Consider the following 19715-nt stretch of genomic DNA (forward strand, 5'->3'; position numbering starts at 1 on the left):
AGCCCCGGTGTGACGTCTCGGCAGGCCGCCGCCGGAGGGCGGGCGCGGCGGTTGACACGGCCTGGCCCCTCGGGAGATTCCGGATTCGCGGACACCGCAGCCCGCAACGGCCGGCCGACGAGTCAGGAAAACGCATGGTGATCTCCCGTACGACGGCGGCACTCGCCGCGGTGTTCGCCCTCGCCCTGCCCGCACCCGCGCCCGCGGCCGCCGCTCCACCGGCGGACGGGCGGGTGGGCACTCCGGTGCGGACCGAGCCGCTGGCGCAGGAGCTGCGGCTCGCCGGAGCGGGGACCTCGCTGCTGCTCTGGTACCGCTCCACCGGCCACGACGGACGTCCTGCCGTGGTCAGCGGGACGCTGGCGGTCCCGTCCGGACGTCCTCCGGCGGGCGGCTGGCCGGTGGTGAGCTTCGGGCACGGCTTCGGCGGCATCGCCGACGCCTGCGCCCCCTCTCACACCGGTCCGAGCCCCTGGGAGCGCGCGGTGCAGGAGACGCTGCTCGCCGCGGGCTACGCCGTGGCCGTCACCGACTACGAAGGGCTCGGCACCCCCGGGGACAGCCCGGGCATCGACGGGAGGTCCGAGGCGTACAACGTGATCGACATCGTCCGCGCCGCCCGGCGCGTGGCTCCCGTCGGGCGGGACTGGGCGTCGGTCGGCTACTCGATGGGCGGGCACGCGGCCCTGTTCGCCGCCGCCCTCACCTCCTCGTACGCGCCTTCGCTGCGGCACAGGGGCACGATCGCGATGGCCCCGGTCACCCAGTGGGGGCTGTGGACGAAGGACCCCGCCTTCTACGACCCCGCGCTTCCCGTCAACCACACGGTCCCCTACAACGGCCGGACGATGCCGCTGACGACGCCCGGCTTCCGGGCGGCGGACTGGTTCACCCCGAAGGGGCTGGAGCTGGTCGACCTGGCCGGGCGGGCCTGCATCGGCGACATGGTCGCGGCGGTCGCCGGGCTCACCAACGGCGACGTGCTCAAGGACCCGGCCGGAGCCAACGCGGTGTTCGCCCGGTCGCTGGCCGACGACGAGATCCCGGTGTCGCGCTATCCGCGGCCGGTCTACGTCGTCCACGGCACCGACGACGTCGTCCCGATCGCGCTCAGCCGTCTCACGGCCGGACAGCTCCTCGGGGCGGGCACCGACGTCACGTTCGTTCCTGTGGAGGGCGCCGACCACATCACACTGCTGCCGGCGATCGCCACGCGGGTGCGGGAGTGGACCGACCGGCTCTTCCGCCGCCGGTAGGAGCCGCCTAGACCCACCCGGGCAGCAGCATGCGGCTCAGCCAGGCGTCGTACGGCACGGGGACCGCGGTGAGGACCGGGGACAGCCACCAGAAGTCGGCCAGGGCCAGCAGGGCGAACGCGCCCACCAGCGCCGCGCCCGTGGAGCGCCGCATGGCCGAGGCGCCCGGCGGCCCGAGGACGAGCCCGCAGGCGAGCACGATCGCGAGGACCAGGAACGGCAGCGCGGGCAGCAGGTAGAACAGGAACGTCGTGCGCTGGTCGGCCAGCGCGAAGTAGCACCACGGCAGCCAGCCCGCGGCGTAGCCGAGCACGGCGGCCCCCGCCCGCCAGTCGCGCGTCGTCAGATGCCACACGACCATCGCGAGCAGCGCGAGCAGTCCGGCGTACCAGACGACCGGGGTGCCGGTCCCGAGGATCGCCTGGCTGCAGGAGCGCGCCCCGCAGGCGCCGGCGGACGAGCGGTAGTAGAAGAGGACCGGGCGTGCCAGCAGCGGCCAGCCCCAGGGGTCCGACTGGTAGTCGTGGTGGGCGCGCAGGCCCTGGTGGAAGCCCAGCACCTGGCTCTGGTAGTCGATCAGGGACCGCAGCGAGTCGACGGCGAAGTAGGCCCAGCCGTTCGCGCTCGCGCGGTCCCAGTTGCGGCCGTAGCCGCCGGCCGAGGCCAGCCACCCCGCGAACGACGCGACGTACGCGACGGCGGGGACGGCGCAGAGCCACGCGAGGACGAGCGGCAGGTCGAGGCGGACCGCCTGCCGTCCGGGGCGGCGCAGGCCGACCGCCCGCCTCGCGCCGCGGTCCCAGGCGAACGCCATGACCGCGAACGCCACGACGAAGAGCACGCCGGTCCACTTCGTGGCCGTCGCCGCCCCGAGGCACAGCCCGGCGGCCAGCCGCCAGGGCCGGGGGCCGAGCCGGGGTCCGGGTTCCTCCAGGGCGGAGGCGCAGTGCCACTCCGTCAGGCGGGCGCGGGCGGCGTCTCGGTCGGCGACCAGGCAGGCGAAGCCCGCGAGCACCCAGAACATGAGGAAGATGTCGAGCAGCGCGGACCGCGACAGCACGAGGTGCAGGCCGTCCAGCGCCAGCAGCAGGCCCGCGAGACAGCCGAGCAGCGTCGAACGGGTCATCCGGCGGGCGACCCGCGCCAGGACCAGCACGCTCAGGGTCCCGGCGAGCGCGGCGGCGAAGCGCCATCCGAAGGGCGTCAGGCCGAACAGCCACTCCCCCGCGCCGATGAGCCACTTGCCCAGTGGGGGATGCGCGACGTAGGCGGCGCAGTCCTCCGGCCGCGCGCAGGCGCGGAAGACGTCCCGGCCGCCGCGCAGGATCGTCTGCTCCGCGCCTTCGGCGAACTGCCGCTCGACCCCGTACGTGATCAGCGAGTAGGCGTCCTTGGCGTAGTACAGCTCGTCGAAGACGAAGGCGTGCGGGACGTCGAGACGATCGAACCGGAGGAACCCCCCGAACGCGCCCACGGCCAGCGGGCCGAGCCAGCCGAGCCCGCCCGGCATCGGCGGCACCAGCCGGTGTGCGGCGCTCCGAGGCACGCGCGCATCCTAACCCGCCCCGGGGTAAGGCATGATCACTCACATGCGGGGCAGTAGGCCCGGCAAGCAACGCGGCAATGAGTGACGGCAATGACGGCAACGCCATCGGGAGCGTCGCAGATGGATTTCGATGATCGAGCGCAACTCGACACCTCGCAGGTCGAGGACGTCGGCGGAGGTGGCGGATTCCGGGGCGGCGGCCTGGCCGTCGGCGGCGGCGCCGCCGGCATCATCGCCCTCATCGTGGCCCTGATCTTCGGCATCAACCCCGGGAACATCACGGGCGGCGGAGACGAGCCCACCGGGGTGCAGCCGAGCAGCGACCTGAGCGCCCAGTGCAAGAGCGGCGCCGACGCCGACCAGTCGGAGAAGTGCCGCGTCGTGGGCGTGGTCAACAGCATCCAGAAGTACTGGGGCGACCAGGTCCAGGGCTACACCAAAGCGAAGACCACGCTGTTCTCGGGCGGGGTGCAGACCGGGTGCGGCGCGGCCGACTCCTCCGTCGGCCCCTTCTACTGCCCGAAGGACAAGCACGTCTATCTGGACCTGTCGTTCTTCGACGAACTGCAGTCGCGGTTCGGGGCCAAGGGCGGCCCGTTCGCGCAGGCGTACGTGATCGCCCACGAGTACGGCCACCACGTGCAGGACCTGCTCGGCACGATGAACAAGGTCGGCCAGGAGCAGGGCGCGGAGAGCGGCTCCGTACGGCTCGAACTGCAGGCGGACTGCTACGCGGGCGTCTGGGCGAAGAACGCGGTGAGCACGGGCTTCTACGAATCGGAGTTCACCGACGCCGACATCAAGGAGGCGATCGACGCCGCCGCGGCGGTCGGCGACGACCACATCCAGGAGCAGGCGCAGGGCCGGGTCAACCCGGACGCGTTCACCCACGGCACGTCGGCCCAGCGGACCAAGTGGTTCAAGAACGGCTACGGCTCGGGCGACCCCGGACGCTGCGACACCTTCTCCGGAAGCATCTGAGGCCGATGTGAGGGCCGCCGAACGGCGTGCGGCGGCTCCGGACACCGACCGTTTGCCACGTCTCCTAAACTACATAGCGTGATCTTTAAGTTGGTCGGCGACGGACGGCCCTACCCGGAACACGGACTGTCCTCCCGAGAGTGGGCCCGGATCCCGCCCCGGCAGGTCCGGCTCGACACGCTGATCACCACGAAGGCGGTGCTGGACCTGCACTCGTTGCTCAGCAAGGACTCGACCTTCTACGGCGACCTGTTCCCGCACGTGGTGCAGTGGCAGGGCGAGCTGTACCTGGAGGACGGCCTGCACCGCGCGCTGCGCTCCGCGCTGCACCAGCGCTCCGTGCTGCACGCCCGCGTGCTGGAGCTGCAGGACTGACGCCGGACCGGCATACGAGAAGAGCCGCTGACCTTATCGCAGGTCAGCGGCTCTTTCTGGTGGCGGTGGAGGTGGGATTTGAACCCACGGTAGGTTGCCCTACACACGCTTTCGAGGCGTGCGCCCTCGGCCACTAGGCGACTCCACCGCGCAGCAGCTTACCGGACGAACACCACTGCCCGCGCACCCGTTTCCGGCGCGCACCCCGCGATCAGGCGCGGCGGCCGGAGAAGAACCCGCTCAGCACGGCCGCGCACTCGTCGGCCAGCACGCCCATGACGACCTCGGGCCGGTGGTTGAGCCTCCGGTCCCGCAGGACGTCCCACAGGGAGCCGGCGGCGCCCGCCTTCTCGTCCACCGCGCCGTAGACGACCCGGTCGACCCGGGCGAGGACGGCGGCGCCGGCGCACATCGTGCAGGGCTCCAGCGTGACGACCAGGGTGCAGCCGGTCAGCCGCCAGTCGCCCCGGGCCGCCGCGGCGGCCCGGAGGGCGAGCACCTCGGCGTGCGCGGTCGGGTCCCCGCTCGCCTCGCGGTCGTTGCCCGCCACCGCGACCACGCGACCGAGTTCCGGATCACCGGCCTCCGAACCACCGGCCGCCGCGGGACCGAGCAGCACGGCGCCGACCGGCACCTCCCCGCGCTCACCCGCCCGTACGGCCTCCGCCAGCGCCAGCCGCATGGCGGCCTCGTACGGCCCCGGCGGCGAGCCGGTCACCGCAGGCGTTCGAGCTCGTCGGCGAACCCGAGCCGTTCGGCGATGAGCGAGAGGATGTCGGCGGGCAGCACGCCCTCCTCCATGCTGAGCTCCAGCAGTTCCTCCGCGCTCAGCGAGAAGTCGGCGAGCAGTTCGAGGTCGCCCACCGGGCGGATGCCGAGATCGGGGGTGTCCTTGTCCACCACCACGCCGGCGAGCTCGGCGAAGATCTCCCCGAGCGGGTCGTGCTGCGCCGCGTGCGCGTCCGAGATGAACACGCGCGGATCGAGATCGTCCTCATAGCGGATGATCGCGAACCACTCGTCCTCGACCTCCACGCAGAGCAGGGCCAGCTCGTCGCCGTTGAGCCCGAGCGCCTCCTGCAGGGCGTCGCCCAGGTCGTCGGCGATCTCGGCCTCGCCGAGGTCGACCTCGGCGCCGGCCCAGCGGCCGTCGATGCGGGCGAAACCGGCGGAGAAGAGGTTGGATCTGGAGGGCATTGCCGTCTCCCCAGGTCAGCCGATGGCGGCGTCGACGGCGCGTTCGAAGGGCTGGGAGAAGCCCAGCCGCGCGGCGATGCTCGACAGCACCTCGTCGGGCAGCAGGTCGAGGTCGCCGGACAGGGCGCCCAGCTCCATCTCGTCGAGCCCGAGGTCGGCGAAGATGGACAGGTCGCCGGCCGGAAGGACGCTGTCGAGCTCCTCCTCCTCGGGCACCGGCACCTCGAGGTACTCGAGGGCCTGCTGAGCCAGCGGCCACTCCCAGGCGGCCGTGACATCCGAGAGGAAGACGTCGACCTGCTCGCCGAAGACCCGCAACGCCACGAAGAAGTCATCCCCTACGGCGACCATGCCAATCGTGGTCCCCATGCTCGGCGTCTGCCGCAGCGCGTGAATGAGCCCGTCCAGGTCGGAGGTGAGGGCCACCGGAAGCATCTCGGCCTCCCAGCGGTCCTCTTCCCGATACACAACGATGGCGAAGTCAAGAGTGTCCACGTCTGTCATCGTCTTCCCCACCGCACGGTCCTCACGCACGGAATCGTCGCAGAATCGGGCTCCCGCCGTACGGTGCTCACGCCAAATCGTGATCAAAGAGTCAGGCGGCGCCGAGGCACGAGGCCGGAGACGGTAACTTTTGTTCCCATGCAGACCCTCGTCGTCGACCACCCGCTCGTCGCCCACAAGCTCACGACGCTGCGCGACGTGCGGACCGACTCGCCGACGTTCCGCCGCCTGGCCGACGAACTGGTCACGCTCCTCGCCTACGAGGCGACCCGCGACGTGCGGGTGACCGACGTCACCGTCGCCACGCCGCTCGCCCCCGCCCATGGCGTACGGCTCGCCCGTCCCGTGCCGCTCGTCGTGCCCATCCTGCGGGCCGGGCTGGGGATGCTCGACGGGATGACCCGGCTGCTGCCGACCGCCGAGGTCGGCTTCCTCGGGATGATCCGCGACGAGTCCACGCTCAAGGCCCAGACGTACGCCACCCGGTTGCCCGAGGACCTCTCCGGGCGCCAGTGCTACGTGCTGGACCCGATGCTGGCGACCGGCGGCACGCTCGCCGCGGCGATCGAGTTCCTGTTCGCCCGCGGCGCGCGGGATGTCACCGCGATCTGCCTGCTCGCCGCCCCCGAGGGCATCGCGTACCTGGACGAGGCGTTCCAGGGCGACGACCGGCCCATCAGGGTGGTGACCGCCGCGCTCGACGAGCGGCTCAACGAGAACGGCTACATCGTGCCCGGCCTCGGCGACGCCGGCGACCGCCTATACGGCGTGGTCTGATTTCCCTCTCCTTCCGCACGCTCCGCAGCCCTTCTCTCCCTGGTTACGCACCGCTCCCGCTAGGGTACGCAGTGTGATGACGACGTCACCTCGCGCTCACGCGAGCGGGGCGCCACAGGGAGAGCGATTGAGCCAGCATCCGGGCGGCGAGCACTACGAGCAGCTCGAAGCCCTGCTCAGGGACGAGTTCGCGGGAGTGCATCCCCCCGCGACGGTGACCCGGTGCGTGCAGGCCGCCCACCACGGCGCCGTCGAGGTCATCGGCCACGCGCCCGCCGGGCTCGTGGAGCGGATCGCCCGCAAACACCTGCGGGTGCTCGCGACCGCCGCCGAGGGGCGGGGCTGACACCGTCACGATCACTGATCCCGTTCGCGGTTCGCCGCTTTACCAAACGGGGTGACTGGGTAATGTATTGGTCATGGGAGTGGTGACGGCGGTGCAGGGGAAGAAGATCCTCAAGTGGACGGTCATTGTCGTGGTGGCCTTCTACTTGCTCACGAGGCCGACTGACGCGGCCCACACGGTCCACGGAGCCCTCAACGGAATGATCAACGCGGCCGACTCGATGGCGCAGTTCTTCGCCTCCCTGACATGAGACTTGTGACCCACGGGGACTCCGCCCCGTCGTCGGTCAACCGTTACCTCCTCCCCCACGAACAACAGGTCATCATGGTGCGGCGGCACCCTGCCGTGCTCCTGCGCCCGGTCGCCGAGATCTTCGGAGGGCTCATCCTCGCCGGAGTTCTCAGCAAGTTCCTGAGCGACGGCGGCGCCGCGCAGGCCCTGGCCATCGTCTGGTGGGCCTGGCTGCTGCTGCTCGTCCGCTTCGTATGGAAGGTGGCGGAGTGGTCGGTCGACTACTTCGTCGTCACCTCCCAGCGCATGCTTCTCACTACCGGCCTCATCACGCGCAAGGTCGCGATGATGCCCCTGGGCAAGGTCACCGACATGAGCTTCCAGCGCTCGCTCCTCGGCCGCATGCTCGGCTACGGCGAGTTCGTACTGGAGTCGGCCGGCCAGGATCAGGCCTTCCGCACCGTCCCCCACATCCCGTATCCGGAGACCCTGTATCTAGAGGTCTGTCAGATGATCTTCCCCGGCAAGGACGGGGACGACGACTGACGGCCTCGGCCGTCCGTTATCTCGACACCGTGATCGAACCTTCACCGTCGTGATTCTTGACGGAGGGTTACACGAATCGGTCGCTTCGTGCCATTATGGCGACACTATTGACCCTTCCCCCGCCCTGAGAGATCAGATGCCGAGTCAGGGAACCATCGGTGACCGCGTCCGCGGACTGCGGTTGAGCAGGCGAATGTCGCAGGCCCAGTTGGCCGGACCCGACCTATCCGACAGTTATGTCTCACTCATCGAGTCCGGAAAGCGGACGCCAACGCCGGTCGTCGCCCGGCTGCTCGCCGAGCGTCTCGGTTGCACCACCGAGTTCCTGCTTCACGGGATAGAGCCTCGGCAGCGCATCGACACCGAGCTCGGCCTCCGGCACGCCGAGCTGGAGCTGTACCACGGCGACCCCGCCGTGGCCGCCGACCGCTTCGGCGAGATCGCCAAGGCGGCGGGCGAGGACAACGCGATGCTGGCCGCGCACGCGCGGCTCGGCGTGGCGCGGGCGCTGGAGGCCCAGGGCCGCGTCGGCCGGGCCGTCGAGGCGTACGAGCGGCTGCGCCGTGAGGCCACCGCGCATCCCGAGCGCCTCGCCGACCTCCCGCTGACCATCGCGCTGTGCCGCTGCTACCAGCGGGCCGGAGACCGGTTGCGCGCCCGCGACCTCGGCGCCCACGCGCTCGGCCAGGTCGACCGGCTCGGCGTGATCGAGGGCGACCTCGCCGTCGAGCTCGCGCTGGCGCTCGTGGAGGCCGAGACCGGCCTGCCGTACGTCGAGCGGGTGCTGGACAGCGCGGGACTGCCGCAGGCCGCCGACCGCAGCGGAGAGATCCTCGCGTTGTGGCAGGCGAGCGTGACGGCGGGCGAAGGCGAGGACTCAGCCCTGGCCGTGCAGCTCGCCGAGGACGCCCTCGCGGCCGGCCGCCCGGCCCGGATCGCCCTCCGGTGCGCCCGCATCGCGATGCACTGGGCCCGGATCACAGCGGCGGATCCCGAAGGTGCGGATTTGGATCGAGCCAACAAGCTGGCGGCGTCCGCCGTGGGGGTTTTCGCCCGATTCCCGGCCGAGCGACGGGAGCACGCGAGGGGTCTCGTGGTGCTGAGTTCGGTACGGCTGCGGACGGGAGACACGGAATCCGCACTCGAACTCGCCGACGAGGCACTGGTTCGGCTGGGCGACGCCCGGGGGACCACAGCGGCCACCGCGAACATGGTGCTCGCCGAGATCGCTTTGGCACGGTCCGAAGACCCGGCGCCCGCGCTCACCCGGGCCCATGACCTGCTGGGCGGCGAGACGCCGGACCGGGACACCGCCCGGGCCTGGCGGACGCTCGGCGACCTGTGGGGTCAGGCCGGTGCTCTCAACCAGCAGACGGAGGCATATCGTAGAGCCCTGGAAGCCGTGGGGATCCGCGTGAACATACCGGGCTCCACCACCGCGGCGGCGCTCGCTCGGTAGCCTCCCTGGAGCTCCGGATTTGTTCCGGAAGCTCTGGAATAATTAGGGTCGACCACTCATTCCATCATCGGATGATTGGCTACCCAAAGGAGGCTGACTGTGAGCCTGCGGACGGCGCAGCGGGCGTCTCTCGTGGACCAGGTGATCGACCAGCTCAAGGAGCAGATCACCTCCGGCTCCTGGCAGATGCATGCCAAGATTCCCACCGAGACCGTGCTCGCCGAGCATCTCGGAGTCGGCCGGAACACCGTCCGCGAAGCGGTGCGGGCACTGACGCACGCCGGGCTGCTGGAGTGCCGCCAGGGCGACGGCACGTATGTTCGGGCCACAAGTGAGCTCTCGGGCGCGATGGCCCGGCGGCTGCGGGCGGCCGAGCAGCTGGAGATCCTCGAGGTGCGTCGTGCCCTGGAGGTCGAGGCGGCCCGGCTCGCCGCGACGCGGCGCACCGACCAGGACATCGCGTCCATCGAGGCCGCGCTGGCCGCGCGGGAGAAGGCGTGGGCGGACGGCGACGCGGAGGCGTTCGTCGAGTCCGACCTCGCCTTCCACGTCGCGGTCGTCGAAGCCACGCACAACACGGTGCTGATCGACCTGTACGTCGACTTCTCGGCGGCGCTCCGGGCGAGCATCGCCGCTGCCGGCGGCTCGCTGGAGCAGAACTACATCCCCCACGACGCCATCGTCCGCGCGATCGTCGCCGGTGACGCCACCGCGGCGGAGCGGGCGGGTCACGCGTGCATGGAGCACATCCTCATCGCCCTCACCGAGTCGGCGACGCTGACCTCCTGAGCCGCCCTCCGGCTCCCAGAACCGGGACCGCGAGGTCAGCCGAGCCGCAGGGACATCACCAGGTAGCGGTAGCCGGGGTCGTCGCCCTCGTCCGTGACCAGGGCGGGCCGGGTCGGCGAGTCCAGGTGGACGCGCGCCCGCTCGGTCCCGACGCCCGCGAGGCCGTCGAGCAGGAAGTGGGGCTGGAAGGCGATCTGGATGTCCGGGCCTTCCAGCTCGGCCTCGACGACCTCCGCGCCCCTGCCGATGTCGCCGCCGCCGGCCTGGATCAGCACCTGTCCCGGGGAGAACGACAGCCGGACCGCGGTGTTGCGCTCGGCGACCAGCGTCACCCGCTTGACGGCCTCCACGAACGGCCCCACCGGGACGTCGGCGTGGATCGGCCACTGCTCGGTCAGCCGGGCCCGGTAGTCGATGAACTGCTCGTCGAGCAGCCGGACGGTGGTGGTGCGGCCCTGGCTCTCGAATCCGGCCACGTTGTCGCCGAGCCCGACCGCCACCTCGCCCCCGCGCAGCGAGCGCGCCACCTCGACCAGCACCCGCGCCGGCACGACCACACCGTGCCGCTCCTCCTGCCGCTCCGGGTGCCACAGGAACTCGCTCGCCGCGATGCGGTAGCGGTCGGTGGCGGCCAGGGAGACCCGGACGTCCTCGATGTCCATCCGGATGCCCGTGAGCATGGGCAGCGTGTCGTCGCGGCTCGCGGCGGGCGCGACCTGGTTGACGGCGGTGGCGAAGACACCCCCGCCCACGGCACCGACCCTCGGCGGCATCGGCGGCATCGCGGGGAAGTCCTCGTCCGGCATGGTCAGCAGGCCGAACTCGGCGCTGCCGCAGGTGAGCACGGCCTCCGAGCCGCTGGTGGCGATCTCGACGGGGCGTGCCGGAAGGCTGCGGGTGACCTCCGCCAGGACCTTCCCCGGGATCAGCACCCGCCCCGGCTCCGCCACCTCGGCCTCGACGTCGGCCCGCGCCGACACGTCGTAGTCGAAGGCGGACACCCGCAGGTCGTCCCCCGCCTCCAGCAGCAGCCCCGCGAGGACGGGCACCGCGGGCCTGGCCGGGAGCACCCGGGCCGCCCACGCCACCGCTTCGGCGAGCACGTCGCGGTTCACCTGGAATTTCATCCCGACCTCCTGCCTGTGCCACCTGCCTGTGCCACGACTCGATTCCCCAAGGTAGCGCCCAGCACCGACATTCCAGGGGCCGGTCACACGGTTCAGCTGGGCCTGCTGCCGAGGAAGGCCAGCACCGCGAGCACCCGGCGGTTGTCGTCGTCGGAGGGCGCCAGGCCGAGCTTGGCGAAGATGTTCGCGGTGTGCTTGCCCACCGCGCTGTCGCTGAGGAACAGCCGCTGCCCGATGGCGGCGTTCGACCTGCCCTCCGCCATCAGTTCCAGCACCTCCCGCTCCCGGGGGGTGAGCCGGCCGAGCGGCTCGTTGCGCGAGTTGCTGGCCAGGAGCCTCGCGATGACCTCCGGGTCCATCGCCGTGCCGCCCGCCGCGACGCGACGTACGGCGTCGACGAACTGCTCGCCGTTGAACACCCGGTCCTTCAGCAGGTAGCCGACCCCGCCCGAGCCGTCGGCCAGCAGCTCCCTGGCGTACAGCTGCTCGACATGCTGGGAGAGCACGAGCACCGGCAGCCCCGGCACCCGCCGCCGCGCGGCGAGCGCGGCCTGCAGCCCCTCGTCGGTGAACGTCGGCGGCAGCCGTACGTCGACCACTGCCACGTCCGGACGTTCGCCGACCAGCGCGGCGAGCAGCTCCGGGCCGGACTCGACCGCGGCGACGACCTCGAAGCCGTGCGCGCGCAACAGGTGGACCAGGCCCTCCCGCAGCAGGTGCAGATCCTCCGCCAGGACTACCCGCACCCGCTCTCCTTCTCCCGCATGGCCCGTGCCGTCGTGGTCAGCGCGACGGTCAGCAGGCCGCCGCCGAGCAGCATCATGCCGACGATGACCGGCCACTGGAAGGGCTCGGGCATGTACAGCCCCAGGAACCAGGACCTCACCGGCGAACCGGCCAGTTTGAGCACCATCGCCACCAGCCCCTGCGGGAACAGCGCGATCGGCCACAGCGCCCAGCAGACGCCGCCGAGAAGGCGCCACGGAGACCGGGGCGCCACCCGCAGCGGGAAGGCCCGCGGCAGCTCGACGACCGCCGTGGTCGGGCCGCCCGCCGGGCTGCTCAGCGCGAACACGCCGTCGAACGCCCCGAGCCTGCGCTCGATGCCGCGCAGGCCGGTGCCACGCCCGGGGTCCGCGCCGCCGCGGCCGTCGTCGGTCACCGTCACCCGCAGCGCGGGACCCCGCGCGCTCACGTCCACCCACGCCTCGGTCGCGTCGCCGTGCCGGGCGGCGTTCGCCAGCAGCTCGCTGACCGCGAAGTACGCCGCGGACTCCAGCGGCGCGGACGCGCGCTCCGGCACGTCGACGGTCACATGGACGCGCAGCGGGCTGTCCAGGGCCAGCGCGCGTACGGCGTCGCCGAGACCGCGTTCGGCGAGCACGGGGGGATGGATGCCGCGCACCAGCCGCCGGATGTCCTGCAGCGCGGCCGCCGAGGCGTCCCGCGCCTTGTCCAGCAGCGCCCGGGCGGCCCGCGGGTCGGTCTCCAGCAGCTGCTCGGCCGCGCCGATCGTCATCCCGATCGCGACGAGACGGGCCTGGGCGCCGTCGTGCAGGTCGCGTTCGATCCGCCGCAGCTCGGCGGCCTGCGAGTCGACGACCTCGGTGCGCGCCGCGTCCAGGTGGCTGACCCGCCGGGCCAGCCGCGTCTTCTCCGTGGGCCCGAGGAGCACGGCGGCGACGCCTCCGTGGACGCGCAGGGCCCACGGCGCGTACCAGTAAGCGACGCCCGCCGCGAGCAGGATCCACACCACACCCAGGGGGTCGCCTCCGGCCAGCCGCAGCACGCCGTACGCGGTCGTGAGCAGCGGAGCGGCGGCCACGAGTCCGCAGGTCACCGGCGCGGCGAGCAGATAGGCGAGGTCGCGCCAGGTCGCCGGATCCTTGATCATCCAGTTCCACCGCTTGTTGAAGGCGGGGATCGTGGGCTTCTTGTACAGGGTGCGGCCGTCGCGGTACCAGCCGTCCGCCTGCGGCACCGGCGGGGACGGCGCCGGCAGGTAGGGGTCGTCCACCGGCACGCCCGACCAGCGCCCGGACAGATCGCGCGCCAGCCCGGTCACGGCCCGCGTGAGCCGTACGGCCGGGGGCAGGGCGAAGACCAGGCCGAGCAGGAAGGTGAGCAGCGCCGCCGTCAGCATCACCAGGGCGGCGGCCAGGCCCAGCAGGGCGAGGCCGGCGAGGGCTGCGCCCCTGCCGAGTGCGACGAGGGTACGGCGAGCTGCGGTCATGCGTCCAGTCTGCGAGTTCCGGGCGGTTCCGCACAGTGGCCCCGGACCCCCGGCAGGGGTGGGGGAAAGTACACCCCCGCCGGGTCCGCAGCCGCATTCCGGGCGGCCCGCCTGATTTCTAACGTCGTCGGCATGGCAATCATCACCGTGGACCACCTCCGCAAGACGTACGGGGCACGCGTGGCGGTCGAGGACGTGTCGTTCTCCGTGGAGGAGGGCGAGGTCTTCGGCATCGTCGGCCGCAACGGGGCCGGCAAGACGACGACGGTCGAGTGCGTCGCCGGGCTGCGCACCCCCACGGCGGGCACGATCGATCTGGACATCGGCCCGGACGGCGGCGTAGCCGCGGACCTGAAGGAACAGGTCGGCGTGCAGCTCCAGGAGTGCTCGCTGCCCGACAAGATCCGGGTCGGGGAGGCGCTGTCGCTCTACGCGTCGTTCTATCGCCGTCCCGCCGACTGGCGGGCGCTGGCCGCCGACGCCGGGCTCGACCTCCGCGCGTCGTTCGCCACCCTCTCCGGCGGGCAGCGCCAGCGGCTGTCGGTCGCGCTCGCGCTGGTGGGCAGCCCGCGCGTCGCGATCCTCGACGAGCTCACCACCGGCCTCGATCCGCAGGCCCGGCGGGAGACCTGGGAACTGGTCACCCGGATCAGGGACCGGGGCGTGACGGTCCTGCTCGTCACCCACTTCATGGAGGAGGTGGAGCGGCTGTGCGACCGGGTCGCGGTCATCTCGCGCGGCCGGGTGCGCGCGGTCGACACGCCCGCCGGGCTCGTCGCCCGCGCCGGCGGCGAGCAGCGCCTGGTCTTCCGTACGGAGAGGCCGCTGACGCATGCGCAGGTCACGGGCCTGCGGGCGCTGCCCGAGGTGACGTCGGCCACCGTGGAGGGCACGGTTGAGGGCACGGTGGAGGGCTCGGTGCGGGGCGCGGAGGACGGCGGGGGCGACGCCGGGGAGGTCACCGTCACCGGCACCGGCGACCTGCTGAGCGCGGTGACGGCGGTGCTGCCCGCGTCCCTGATGCGTGGCCTCCGCATGGAGCGCACCACCCTCGACGACGCGTTCCTCGCCCTCACCGACCCCTCGTACGGACCCTCTCACGCACCCTCCCAGGAGGAGTCATGACCACCGCCCCTACAGGGGTTCTCGTCCGGATCGCGGCCGTGGAGGCCCGGCTCTTCCTCCGTGAGCCCGCCGCCGTGTTCTTCGCGGTCGTGCTGCCGGTCGCGCTGCTGCTGACCCTCGGCGCCACGATTCCCGGCTTCCGCGACGCGGACCCGTCCCTCGGCGGGCAGCGCTTCGTGGACGCGCCCTTCACCTCGATGATGGTGCTGCTGTCGGTCGTGACGCTCGGGCTCAGCGCGCTGCCGGCGGTCCTGGTGACCTACCGCGAGCGCGGCGTGCTGCGGCGGCTGTCCACGACGCCGGTACGGCCCGGGGCCCTGCTGTCCGCGCAACTGCTGATCAACGTGGGCGTGGCCGTGGTCGCGACGACGCTGACGCTGGGGCTGGGGCACCTGTTCCTCGGGGTGCCGCCGCCCCGCTCGCCCTGGGCGTTCGCGGGGGTCTTCGTCCTCGGCTCGACCACCATGCTCGCCATCGGGCTCCTCCTCGCCGCCGTGGCGCCGAACTCCAAGGTCGTCCAGGGTGCGGGGGCCGCGCTCATGTTCCCGCTGCTGTTCCTGGCCGGGATGTGGCTGCCCAGGCCGCTCATGCCGGAGCTGCTGCGCCGGATCAGCGACTTCACGCCCACCGGGGCCTTCGGGCAGGCGCTCACGGACGCGCTGGGCGGCGGGGGTCCCCAGGCCGTCCACCTCGCCGTACTGGCGGGCTGGGCGCTGGCCGCCGGGCTCGCCGCGGCCCGGATGTTCCGCTGGCAGTGAGACCGGTGCGGTGAGAGCCGTGCGGTGAGAGCCGTGCGGTGAGACCGGTGCGGTGGAAGGCGGCCCATTCCGTGCCCGTCGCGGGGGCGGGGGCACGGGACGGGCCGCGACCGGTCACGTGGGGCCCGGTGGTTACCCCGGGGGTAATCGCCCGGCTGTGCGGACGGGGATAGCGTCGGGGCGTGACCGTCGCCCAGATCCACCAGCGGCCGTTCGGTGAGCTCCTGCGCCGGTGGCGCGAGCACCGGCGGCTCAGCCAGCTCGACCTCTCCAACCGCGCCGAGATCTCCACTCGGCACATCAGCTTCCTGGAGACCGGCCGCTCCACGCCGAGCCGCGACATGGTGCTCCACCTCTCCGAGCACCTGGATCTCCCGCTGCGCGAGCGCAACCACCTGCTGCTGGCCGCCGGGTACGCCCCGGTCTACGCGGAGTCGCCGCTCAACTCGCCGGGGATGGCGGCGGTGTGCGAGGCGATCCGCCGGCTGCTGTCGGCCCACGACCCCTATCCGGCCGTGGTGGTGGACCGGGCCTGGGACCTCGTCGACGCCAACGAGGGGATCGCGCTGCTCGCCGAGGGCGTCGATCCCGACCTGATGGGCAACGTGCTGCGGGCGAGCCTGCATCCGGAGGGTCTCGCGCCGCACATCCTGAACCTCGGCGAGTGGCGGGCGCACCTGCTCGGACGGCTGCGGCGGCAGATCACGCACACCGCCGACCCCCGGCTCACCGAGCTGTACGCCGAACTGCGCGACTACCCCTGCGACCAGCCCGAGCCCGAGGTGGAGCTGCCCGGGCCCGGAGACATCCTGGTGCCGCTCCGGGTGCGGCGGGCCGGGCAAGAGCTGTCGTTCTTCAGCATCGTGGCCACCTTCGGCACGCCGCTCGACATCACGGTCTCCGAACTGGCCATCGAGTCGTTCTACCCGGCGGACGCCGCGACCGCCGCCTTCCTGCGCGACACGTCTTCGTGATCATCCGGAGATCATCCGGCGTCCGGCGTTCTGTCACACTTCGTGCATCGACACGTGCCTTGGCCGTGCCTGAGCAGAAGGAGGCGGGAATGCCCACACGAGTACTGGTCAACACGTTCCACGTGGACGCCGCTCCGGAGAAGGTCTTCGCGCATCTCACGACGCCCGAGAGTTACGTCGGCCTGTCACCGCTCGTGGTCGCCGTACGCGACGTCGACCGGTCCGAGCCGGGCGTGGTGCGGTACACCTCCGTCGAGCGGTTCCGCTTCCTCGGTCTCAGCTACGACAACCCCATCGCCGTGACGCTCCTCACCGAGGGCCTGTCCGTACGCGGACAGGTGCGCAGCCCCGGCGGAGTCCGGCTCGGCTACCGGTTCGATCTGTCCCCCGAGGGGCCCGGAACCCGGGTGGCCGACCGGCTCGACGTGGGCGCGGCCTGGTTCCTGCTGGGCTTCGCGGCAGGCCAGGCACGGAAGGTGCAGCTGGCCCGGGCCGGTATCCTCGCCCAACGGCTGTCGGAGGGTTCCGCCCGGATGTCCTGACGGAACCGGTTTCACGGCGTACGGTGCGGTCGCGGGCGGCGCTCGCGAGCGGTGGCCCACCGGCGGCGGCTCGCGGGATGTGCACGCGGGCGGCGGCTTCCGGGGCGGCGCCTCGTGATCATGTCCGCCGCGCTCTCACGTGAGAAGCTGTAGCCCCCCATCCATGGCCGGAGGTATCACATGCTCGTGCTGGCGCACGTCAGCGACATCCACATCGACGGAAGCGAGCGGAACACCTCGCGCGCCGCACGCGCGCTCACCTACGCGAGGTCGCTGCGGCCCGACGCGATCGTGCTCACCGGTGACCTGGCGGACCACGGCGCGATGGAGGAGTACGAGATCGTCCGTGAGCTCGTCTCCGGTGACGACGTGCCGCTCGTGCTGTGCCCGGGCAACCACGACACGCGCGCCCACCTCCGCAAGGTCCTGCTGGAGCAGGACGGCGACCACCCGGTGAACCAGGCGCTCAACCTCGACCACGCGACGATCGCGCTGTGCGACTCCAGCGTTCCCGGGCGGCCCGAGGGTGAGATGAGCGACGACACGCTGGCCTGGCTCGACTCGGTGCTCGCCGCGACCCCCGGAGTTCCGGCCTTCGTCGGCATGCACCACCCGCCGGTCGCGCTCGGCATCCCGTACGTGGACGGCATCCGGCTGGAGCGGCCGGAGGGGCTGGCGGAGGTCCTCGGCCGTCACCCGCACGCCATCGCGGTGCTGGCCGGGCACGCGCACACCGCGGCGGCCACGACGTTCGCCGGGCTGCCGCTGCTGGTCGCGCCGGGAGTGGTGAACACGGGGCTGCTGCCGTCCGAGACCTCCGCGCACCCGCCGGTCGACCACGACCTGCCTCCTGCCGTCGCCCTGCACGTGCTCGACGACGGCCGGGTCACCACCCACTTCCGGCCCGTCCCGTAGGCCGCGGCGCCGTCCGGCCGTACGGCCCGCGCCGGATCCTCCCGCGCGGGCCGTACGGGCGACGGCGGCCTCAGGCGTCGGGGATCCACGAGCCGTGGAACCCGGCGGGCACCCGCCGCGGCAGCCGTACCGACGCGACCTGGGTCAGGTCCGACGCGTCGAGCACGAGCAGCTCGGCGCCGTCGTCGGTACCGGCGATCGACAGCAGCCAGCCCGCGTCCTCCCCGCCCTCGCTGACTGCGCCGGCGGCGGGGACGAACACGGCCTCACCGGGCGTACGGTCTCCCGTCTCGTGGGCCAGACTCGTGCCGGCGCCGGTGTCGTACTTCACGATCGCGTCCTTGGTGACCGCGTAGAGGTAGCGGCTGCGCAGGCCGGTCAGCGTCTCGTTGACGGTGGGGAACTCGACGTCCCGATCGTCGAGGGCCTCGTCCTTCGACACGCCGGTCGCGGGGTCGAGCACCCAGCGGTGCAGCGCCGCGCCGCCGGTGTGCGCGGCGGGGCTGGCCGTGCCGCCGATGGTCGGCCAGAAGGCCTGGAACGCCCCCGGCGCGTAACGCACGGCGTCGACGACGATCCGCCCGTGCTCGTCCTCGCTCGCGTTCCCCACGTGGAAGACGTAGCAGGGGTCGATCTCGAACCACCGGACCTTCCCGGTGCGCCGGCTCATCACGCCGAGCCGGGCGCCGTACAGGTCGTCCCACCGATACGGCATGCTCCGGCCCACCAGGTTCACGTCGAAGACGACCGGCAGGTCGAGCCAGACGACGTGGTTCGCGGTGATCGCGAAGTCGTGCGCCATCGTGGGCCCGGGGACCTCGACCTCACGGGTCTCCACCAGCTCGCCGGCAGCAGACAGGCGGTGGTAGGTGAGGTAGGGCGGCGCCCAGCCGTACCCGAAGAAGTGCAGCTCCCCGGTGACCGGGTCCTCCTTGGGGTGCGCGGTCATCGCGGTGGCGAGCCAGCCGCCGAAGTCGCAGGGGCCGACCGTGTCGAGCTCCGGCGTCATCTCGTACGGCAGGCCGTTCTCGACCAGCGCGAAGATCTTGTCGGCGTGCGAGACGACATGGGTGTTCGCGGGGACGGCGGCCAGGTCGACGCCCTTGTCGCCGAGGTAGGGCGCGCCGTCGAGGCGGGTGGTGCGCACCCACCGGTTGCGGTACCACTCGGCACGCCCCTCGCGTAACCGGATGCCGTGGATCATCCCGTGGCCGACGAACCAGTGGCCGGGCTCTTCGCCGGGGCGGGGGTTGGGCCCGTTGCGGAAGTAACGGCCGGTCAGCTCGGGCGGCAGCGTGCCCTCCACGGGCAGGTCGAGCGCGTCGATCTCGTCGGGTACGGGGGCGAGGCGGCCGGAGAGGTAGGAGGCGGTCATGTCTCGTGGCTCCTTTCAGAACGGCTTTCCAGACGGCTTTCCAGACGGCTTTCAGACGGTTTTCGGGCGGCTTCAGGCGGCGTTGTAACGGGCGCGGACGATCCGGGGGTAGCGGACCGTGAACAGGGCGGGCAGTGCGAGACCGCAGACCTTCACGGTGACGAGGGCGGCGGTGGCCTGCGGCTCGAAGGCGAGCAGCAGGGCGAGCGCGACGGCGGTGAGCGTGAACGCGGCGGCCCAGACGGTGGTGATGACGGCGTTGACCTGGTAGAAGATCTCGGTCGCGTGCACCTCGGGGGCCGTGGAACGGCGGGCCATGCCCAGCGTGAACGGCCTGCGGACCGCCAGCGACCCCCAGGCGGTGAGCGCCAGCCAGCCGACCGACACGGCCGGTCCGTACTCGCCGAGCGGCGCCGGGGTGACCGTGAAGGCGACGAGCGCGAGGGCCGCGAAGAACACGCCCGAGCTGAGCTCCAGGACGATCTCGTCCCAGCCGCGCCCCGCGCGGCGGTCGACGGCCAGCAGAACGATCGCCACGAGGAGACCGGCCCCGGCTCCGTACCTCGCCTCGCCGTTGGTGCTGAGCACGGAGAAGACGATCCAGGGGAGGAAGGTGAGGACGTAACGGAGCACGGCGGGTTCCTTCGGGCGACGTTCCA

General features: G+C 72.2%; 23 protein-coding genes and 1 tRNA gene. 14 read left to right on the forward strand and 10 right to left on the reverse strand.

Annotated features, from left to right (window positions below; all coding sequences use genetic code 11):
- Nucleotides 1-134 precede the first annotated feature (134 nt).
- Nucleotides 135-1256, forward strand: coding sequence for a lipase family protein (locus HHX40_RS24800; protein WP_182882515.1), 1122 nt, complete (start codon nucleotides 135-137; stop codon nucleotides 1254-1256).
- Nucleotides 1257-1263: 7 nt separating this feature from the next.
- On the opposite strand, the gene HHX40_RS24805 is transcribed toward HHX40_RS24800, so the two are convergent.
- Complete coding sequence (locus HHX40_RS24805) at nucleotides 1264-2802, reverse strand: dolichyl-phosphate-mannose--protein mannosyltransferase (protein WP_310738262.1); 1539 nt, start codon at nucleotides 2800-2802, stop codon at nucleotides 1264-1266.
- 120 nt (nucleotides 2803-2922) lie between these two features.
- Between HHX40_RS24805 and HHX40_RS24810 the strand changes: the two genes are divergently transcribed.
- Nucleotides 2923-3783, forward strand: a complete 861-nt coding sequence (locus tag HHX40_RS24810; RefSeq protein WP_182882516.1) for a neutral zinc metallopeptidase — start codon at nucleotides 2923-2925, stop codon at nucleotides 3781-3783.
- 78 nt (nucleotides 3784-3861) lie between these two features.
- The gene (locus HHX40_RS24815; RefSeq protein ID WP_182873208.1) at nucleotides 3862-4158 is read left to right on the forward strand and encodes a type II toxin-antitoxin system VapB family antitoxin; all 297 of its coding nucleotides are present in this window, start codon (nucleotides 3862-3864) and stop codon (nucleotides 4156-4158) included.
- A 60-nt stretch (nucleotides 4159-4218) separates the two neighbouring features.
- Here HHX40_RS24815 and HHX40_RS24820 read toward each other — a convergent pair.
- From HHX40_RS24820 to HHX40_RS24835, 4 genes are all read right to left on the reverse strand, one after another.
- Nucleotides 4219-4306: transfer RNA gene (locus HHX40_RS24820), tRNA-Ser, on the reverse strand.
- A gap of 63 nt (nucleotides 4307-4369) precedes the next feature.
- On the reverse strand, nucleotides 4370-4840 hold the full coding sequence (locus HHX40_RS24825; protein WP_182882593.1) for a nucleoside deaminase: 471 nt from the start codon (nucleotides 4838-4840) through the stop codon (nucleotides 4370-4372).
- Between the two features lie 32 nt (nucleotides 4841-4872).
- Nucleotides 4873-5355 (reverse strand): tRNA adenosine deaminase-associated protein, encoded by a 483-nt coding sequence (locus HHX40_RS24830; RefSeq protein WP_117408388.1) that lies wholly within the window; start codon nucleotides 5353-5355, stop codon nucleotides 4873-4875.
- 15 nt (nucleotides 5356-5370) lie between these two features.
- Nucleotides 5371-5859 (reverse strand): tRNA adenosine deaminase-associated protein, encoded by a 489-nt coding sequence (locus HHX40_RS24835; RefSeq protein WP_117408420.1) that lies wholly within the window; start codon nucleotides 5857-5859, stop codon nucleotides 5371-5373.
- A gap of 138 nt (nucleotides 5860-5997) precedes the next feature.
- On the opposite strand from HHX40_RS24835, the gene upp reads away from it, so the two are divergent.
- The 6 genes from upp (at nucleotide 5998) to HHX40_RS24865 (ending at nucleotide 10007) form a co-directional block, all read left to right on the forward strand.
- Complete coding sequence (upp, locus tag HHX40_RS24840; protein ID WP_182882517.1) at nucleotides 5998-6636, forward strand: uracil phosphoribosyltransferase; 639 nt, start codon at nucleotides 5998-6000, stop codon at nucleotides 6634-6636.
- Between the two features lie 127 nt (nucleotides 6637-6763).
- Entirely contained in the window at nucleotides 6764-6982 is a 219-nt protein-coding gene (locus HHX40_RS24845) for a hypothetical protein (RefSeq protein ID WP_117408390.1), read from the forward strand.
- Between the two features lie 73 nt (nucleotides 6983-7055).
- On the forward strand, nucleotides 7056-7232 hold the full coding sequence (locus tag HHX40_RS24850; protein ID WP_165900791.1) for a hypothetical protein: 177 nt from the start codon (nucleotides 7056-7058) through the stop codon (nucleotides 7230-7232).
- A complete protein-coding gene (locus HHX40_RS24855) occupies nucleotides 7229-7759 on the forward strand; it encodes a PH domain-containing protein (protein ID WP_117408391.1) in 531 nt (176 codons plus the stop codon). Before HHX40_RS24850 ends, HHX40_RS24855 begins: the two co-directional genes overlap by 4 nt.
- Before the next feature lie 181 nt (nucleotides 7760-7940).
- Entirely contained in the window at nucleotides 7941-9218 is a 1278-nt protein-coding gene (locus tag HHX40_RS24860; RefSeq protein ID WP_259403891.1) for a helix-turn-helix domain-containing protein, read from the forward strand.
- A gap of 99 nt (nucleotides 9219-9317) precedes the next feature.
- Complete coding sequence (locus HHX40_RS24865) at nucleotides 9318-10007, forward strand: FadR/GntR family transcriptional regulator (protein WP_117408393.1); 690 nt, start codon at nucleotides 9318-9320, stop codon at nucleotides 10005-10007.
- A gap of 35 nt (nucleotides 10008-10042) precedes the next feature.
- On the opposite strand, the gene dnaN is transcribed toward HHX40_RS24865, so the two are convergent.
- The 3 genes from dnaN to HHX40_RS24880 all read right to left on the reverse strand — a co-directional run bounded on the left by dnaN (nucleotide 10043) and on the right by HHX40_RS24880 (nucleotide 13367).
- Nucleotides 10043-11134 (reverse strand): DNA polymerase III subunit beta, encoded by a 1092-nt coding sequence (dnaN, locus tag HHX40_RS24870; protein ID WP_117408394.1) that lies wholly within the window; start codon nucleotides 11132-11134, stop codon nucleotides 10043-10045.
- A 92-nt stretch (nucleotides 11135-11226) separates the two neighbouring features.
- Nucleotides 11227-11880 carry a response regulator transcription factor gene (locus tag HHX40_RS24875; RefSeq protein ID WP_117408395.1) on the reverse strand — a complete coding sequence of 218 codons (654 nt, stop codon included), beginning with the start codon at nucleotides 11878-11880 and terminating at the stop codon, nucleotides 11227-11229.
- Nucleotides 11871-13367 (reverse strand): sensor histidine kinase, encoded by a 1497-nt coding sequence (locus HHX40_RS24880; protein ID WP_182882519.1) that lies wholly within the window; start codon nucleotides 13365-13367, stop codon nucleotides 11871-11873. The genes HHX40_RS24875 and HHX40_RS24880 overlap by 10 nt, the downstream gene beginning before the upstream one ends.
- 132 nt (nucleotides 13368-13499) lie before the next feature.
- On the opposite strand from HHX40_RS24880, the gene HHX40_RS24885 reads away from it, so the two are divergent.
- The 5 genes from HHX40_RS24885 to HHX40_RS24905 all read left to right on the forward strand — a co-directional run bounded on the left by HHX40_RS24885 (nucleotide 13500) and on the right by HHX40_RS24905 (nucleotide 17681).
- Nucleotides 13500-14492, forward strand: a complete 993-nt coding sequence (locus tag HHX40_RS24885; protein WP_182882520.1) for an ABC transporter ATP-binding protein — start codon at nucleotides 13500-13502, stop codon at nucleotides 14490-14492.
- Nucleotides 14489-15250: an ABC transporter permease gene (locus HHX40_RS24890; protein ID WP_182882521.1), complete on the forward strand. Its 762-nt coding sequence runs from the start codon at nucleotides 14489-14491 to the stop codon at nucleotides 15248-15250. The genes HHX40_RS24885 and HHX40_RS24890 overlap by 4 nt, the downstream gene beginning before the upstream one ends.
- Nucleotides 15251-15432: 182 nt before the next feature.
- Entirely contained in the window at nucleotides 15433-16224 is a 792-nt protein-coding gene (locus tag HHX40_RS24895; protein ID WP_182882522.1) for a helix-turn-helix domain-containing protein, read from the forward strand.
- An 89-nt stretch (nucleotides 16225-16313) separates the two neighbouring features.
- Complete coding sequence (locus tag HHX40_RS24900) at nucleotides 16314-16766, forward strand: SRPBCC family protein (RefSeq protein WP_182882523.1); 453 nt, start codon at nucleotides 16314-16316, stop codon at nucleotides 16764-16766.
- A gap of 180 nt (nucleotides 16767-16946) precedes the next feature.
- Nucleotides 16947-17681: a metallophosphoesterase gene (locus HHX40_RS24905; protein ID WP_182882524.1), complete on the forward strand. Its 735-nt coding sequence runs from the start codon at nucleotides 16947-16949 to the stop codon at nucleotides 17679-17681.
- A 70-nt stretch (nucleotides 17682-17751) separates the two neighbouring features.
- On the opposite strand, the gene HHX40_RS24910 is transcribed toward HHX40_RS24905, so the two are convergent.
- Both HHX40_RS24910 and HHX40_RS24915 read right to left on the reverse strand, forming a co-directional pair.
- Entirely contained in the window at nucleotides 17752-19056 is a 1305-nt protein-coding gene (locus HHX40_RS24910) for a carotenoid oxygenase family protein (RefSeq protein WP_182882525.1), read from the reverse strand.
- A 72-nt stretch (nucleotides 19057-19128) separates the two neighbouring features.
- Entirely contained in the window at nucleotides 19129-19689 is a 561-nt protein-coding gene (locus tag HHX40_RS24915) for a hypothetical protein (protein WP_259403892.1), read from the reverse strand.
- Nucleotides 19690-19715: the final 26 nt, after the last annotated feature.

It is taken from the genome of Microbispora sp. H10949 (assembly GCF_014161435.1).
GTDB lineage: Bacteria > Actinomycetota > Actinomycetes > Streptosporangiales > Streptosporangiaceae > Microbispora > Microbispora triticiradicis.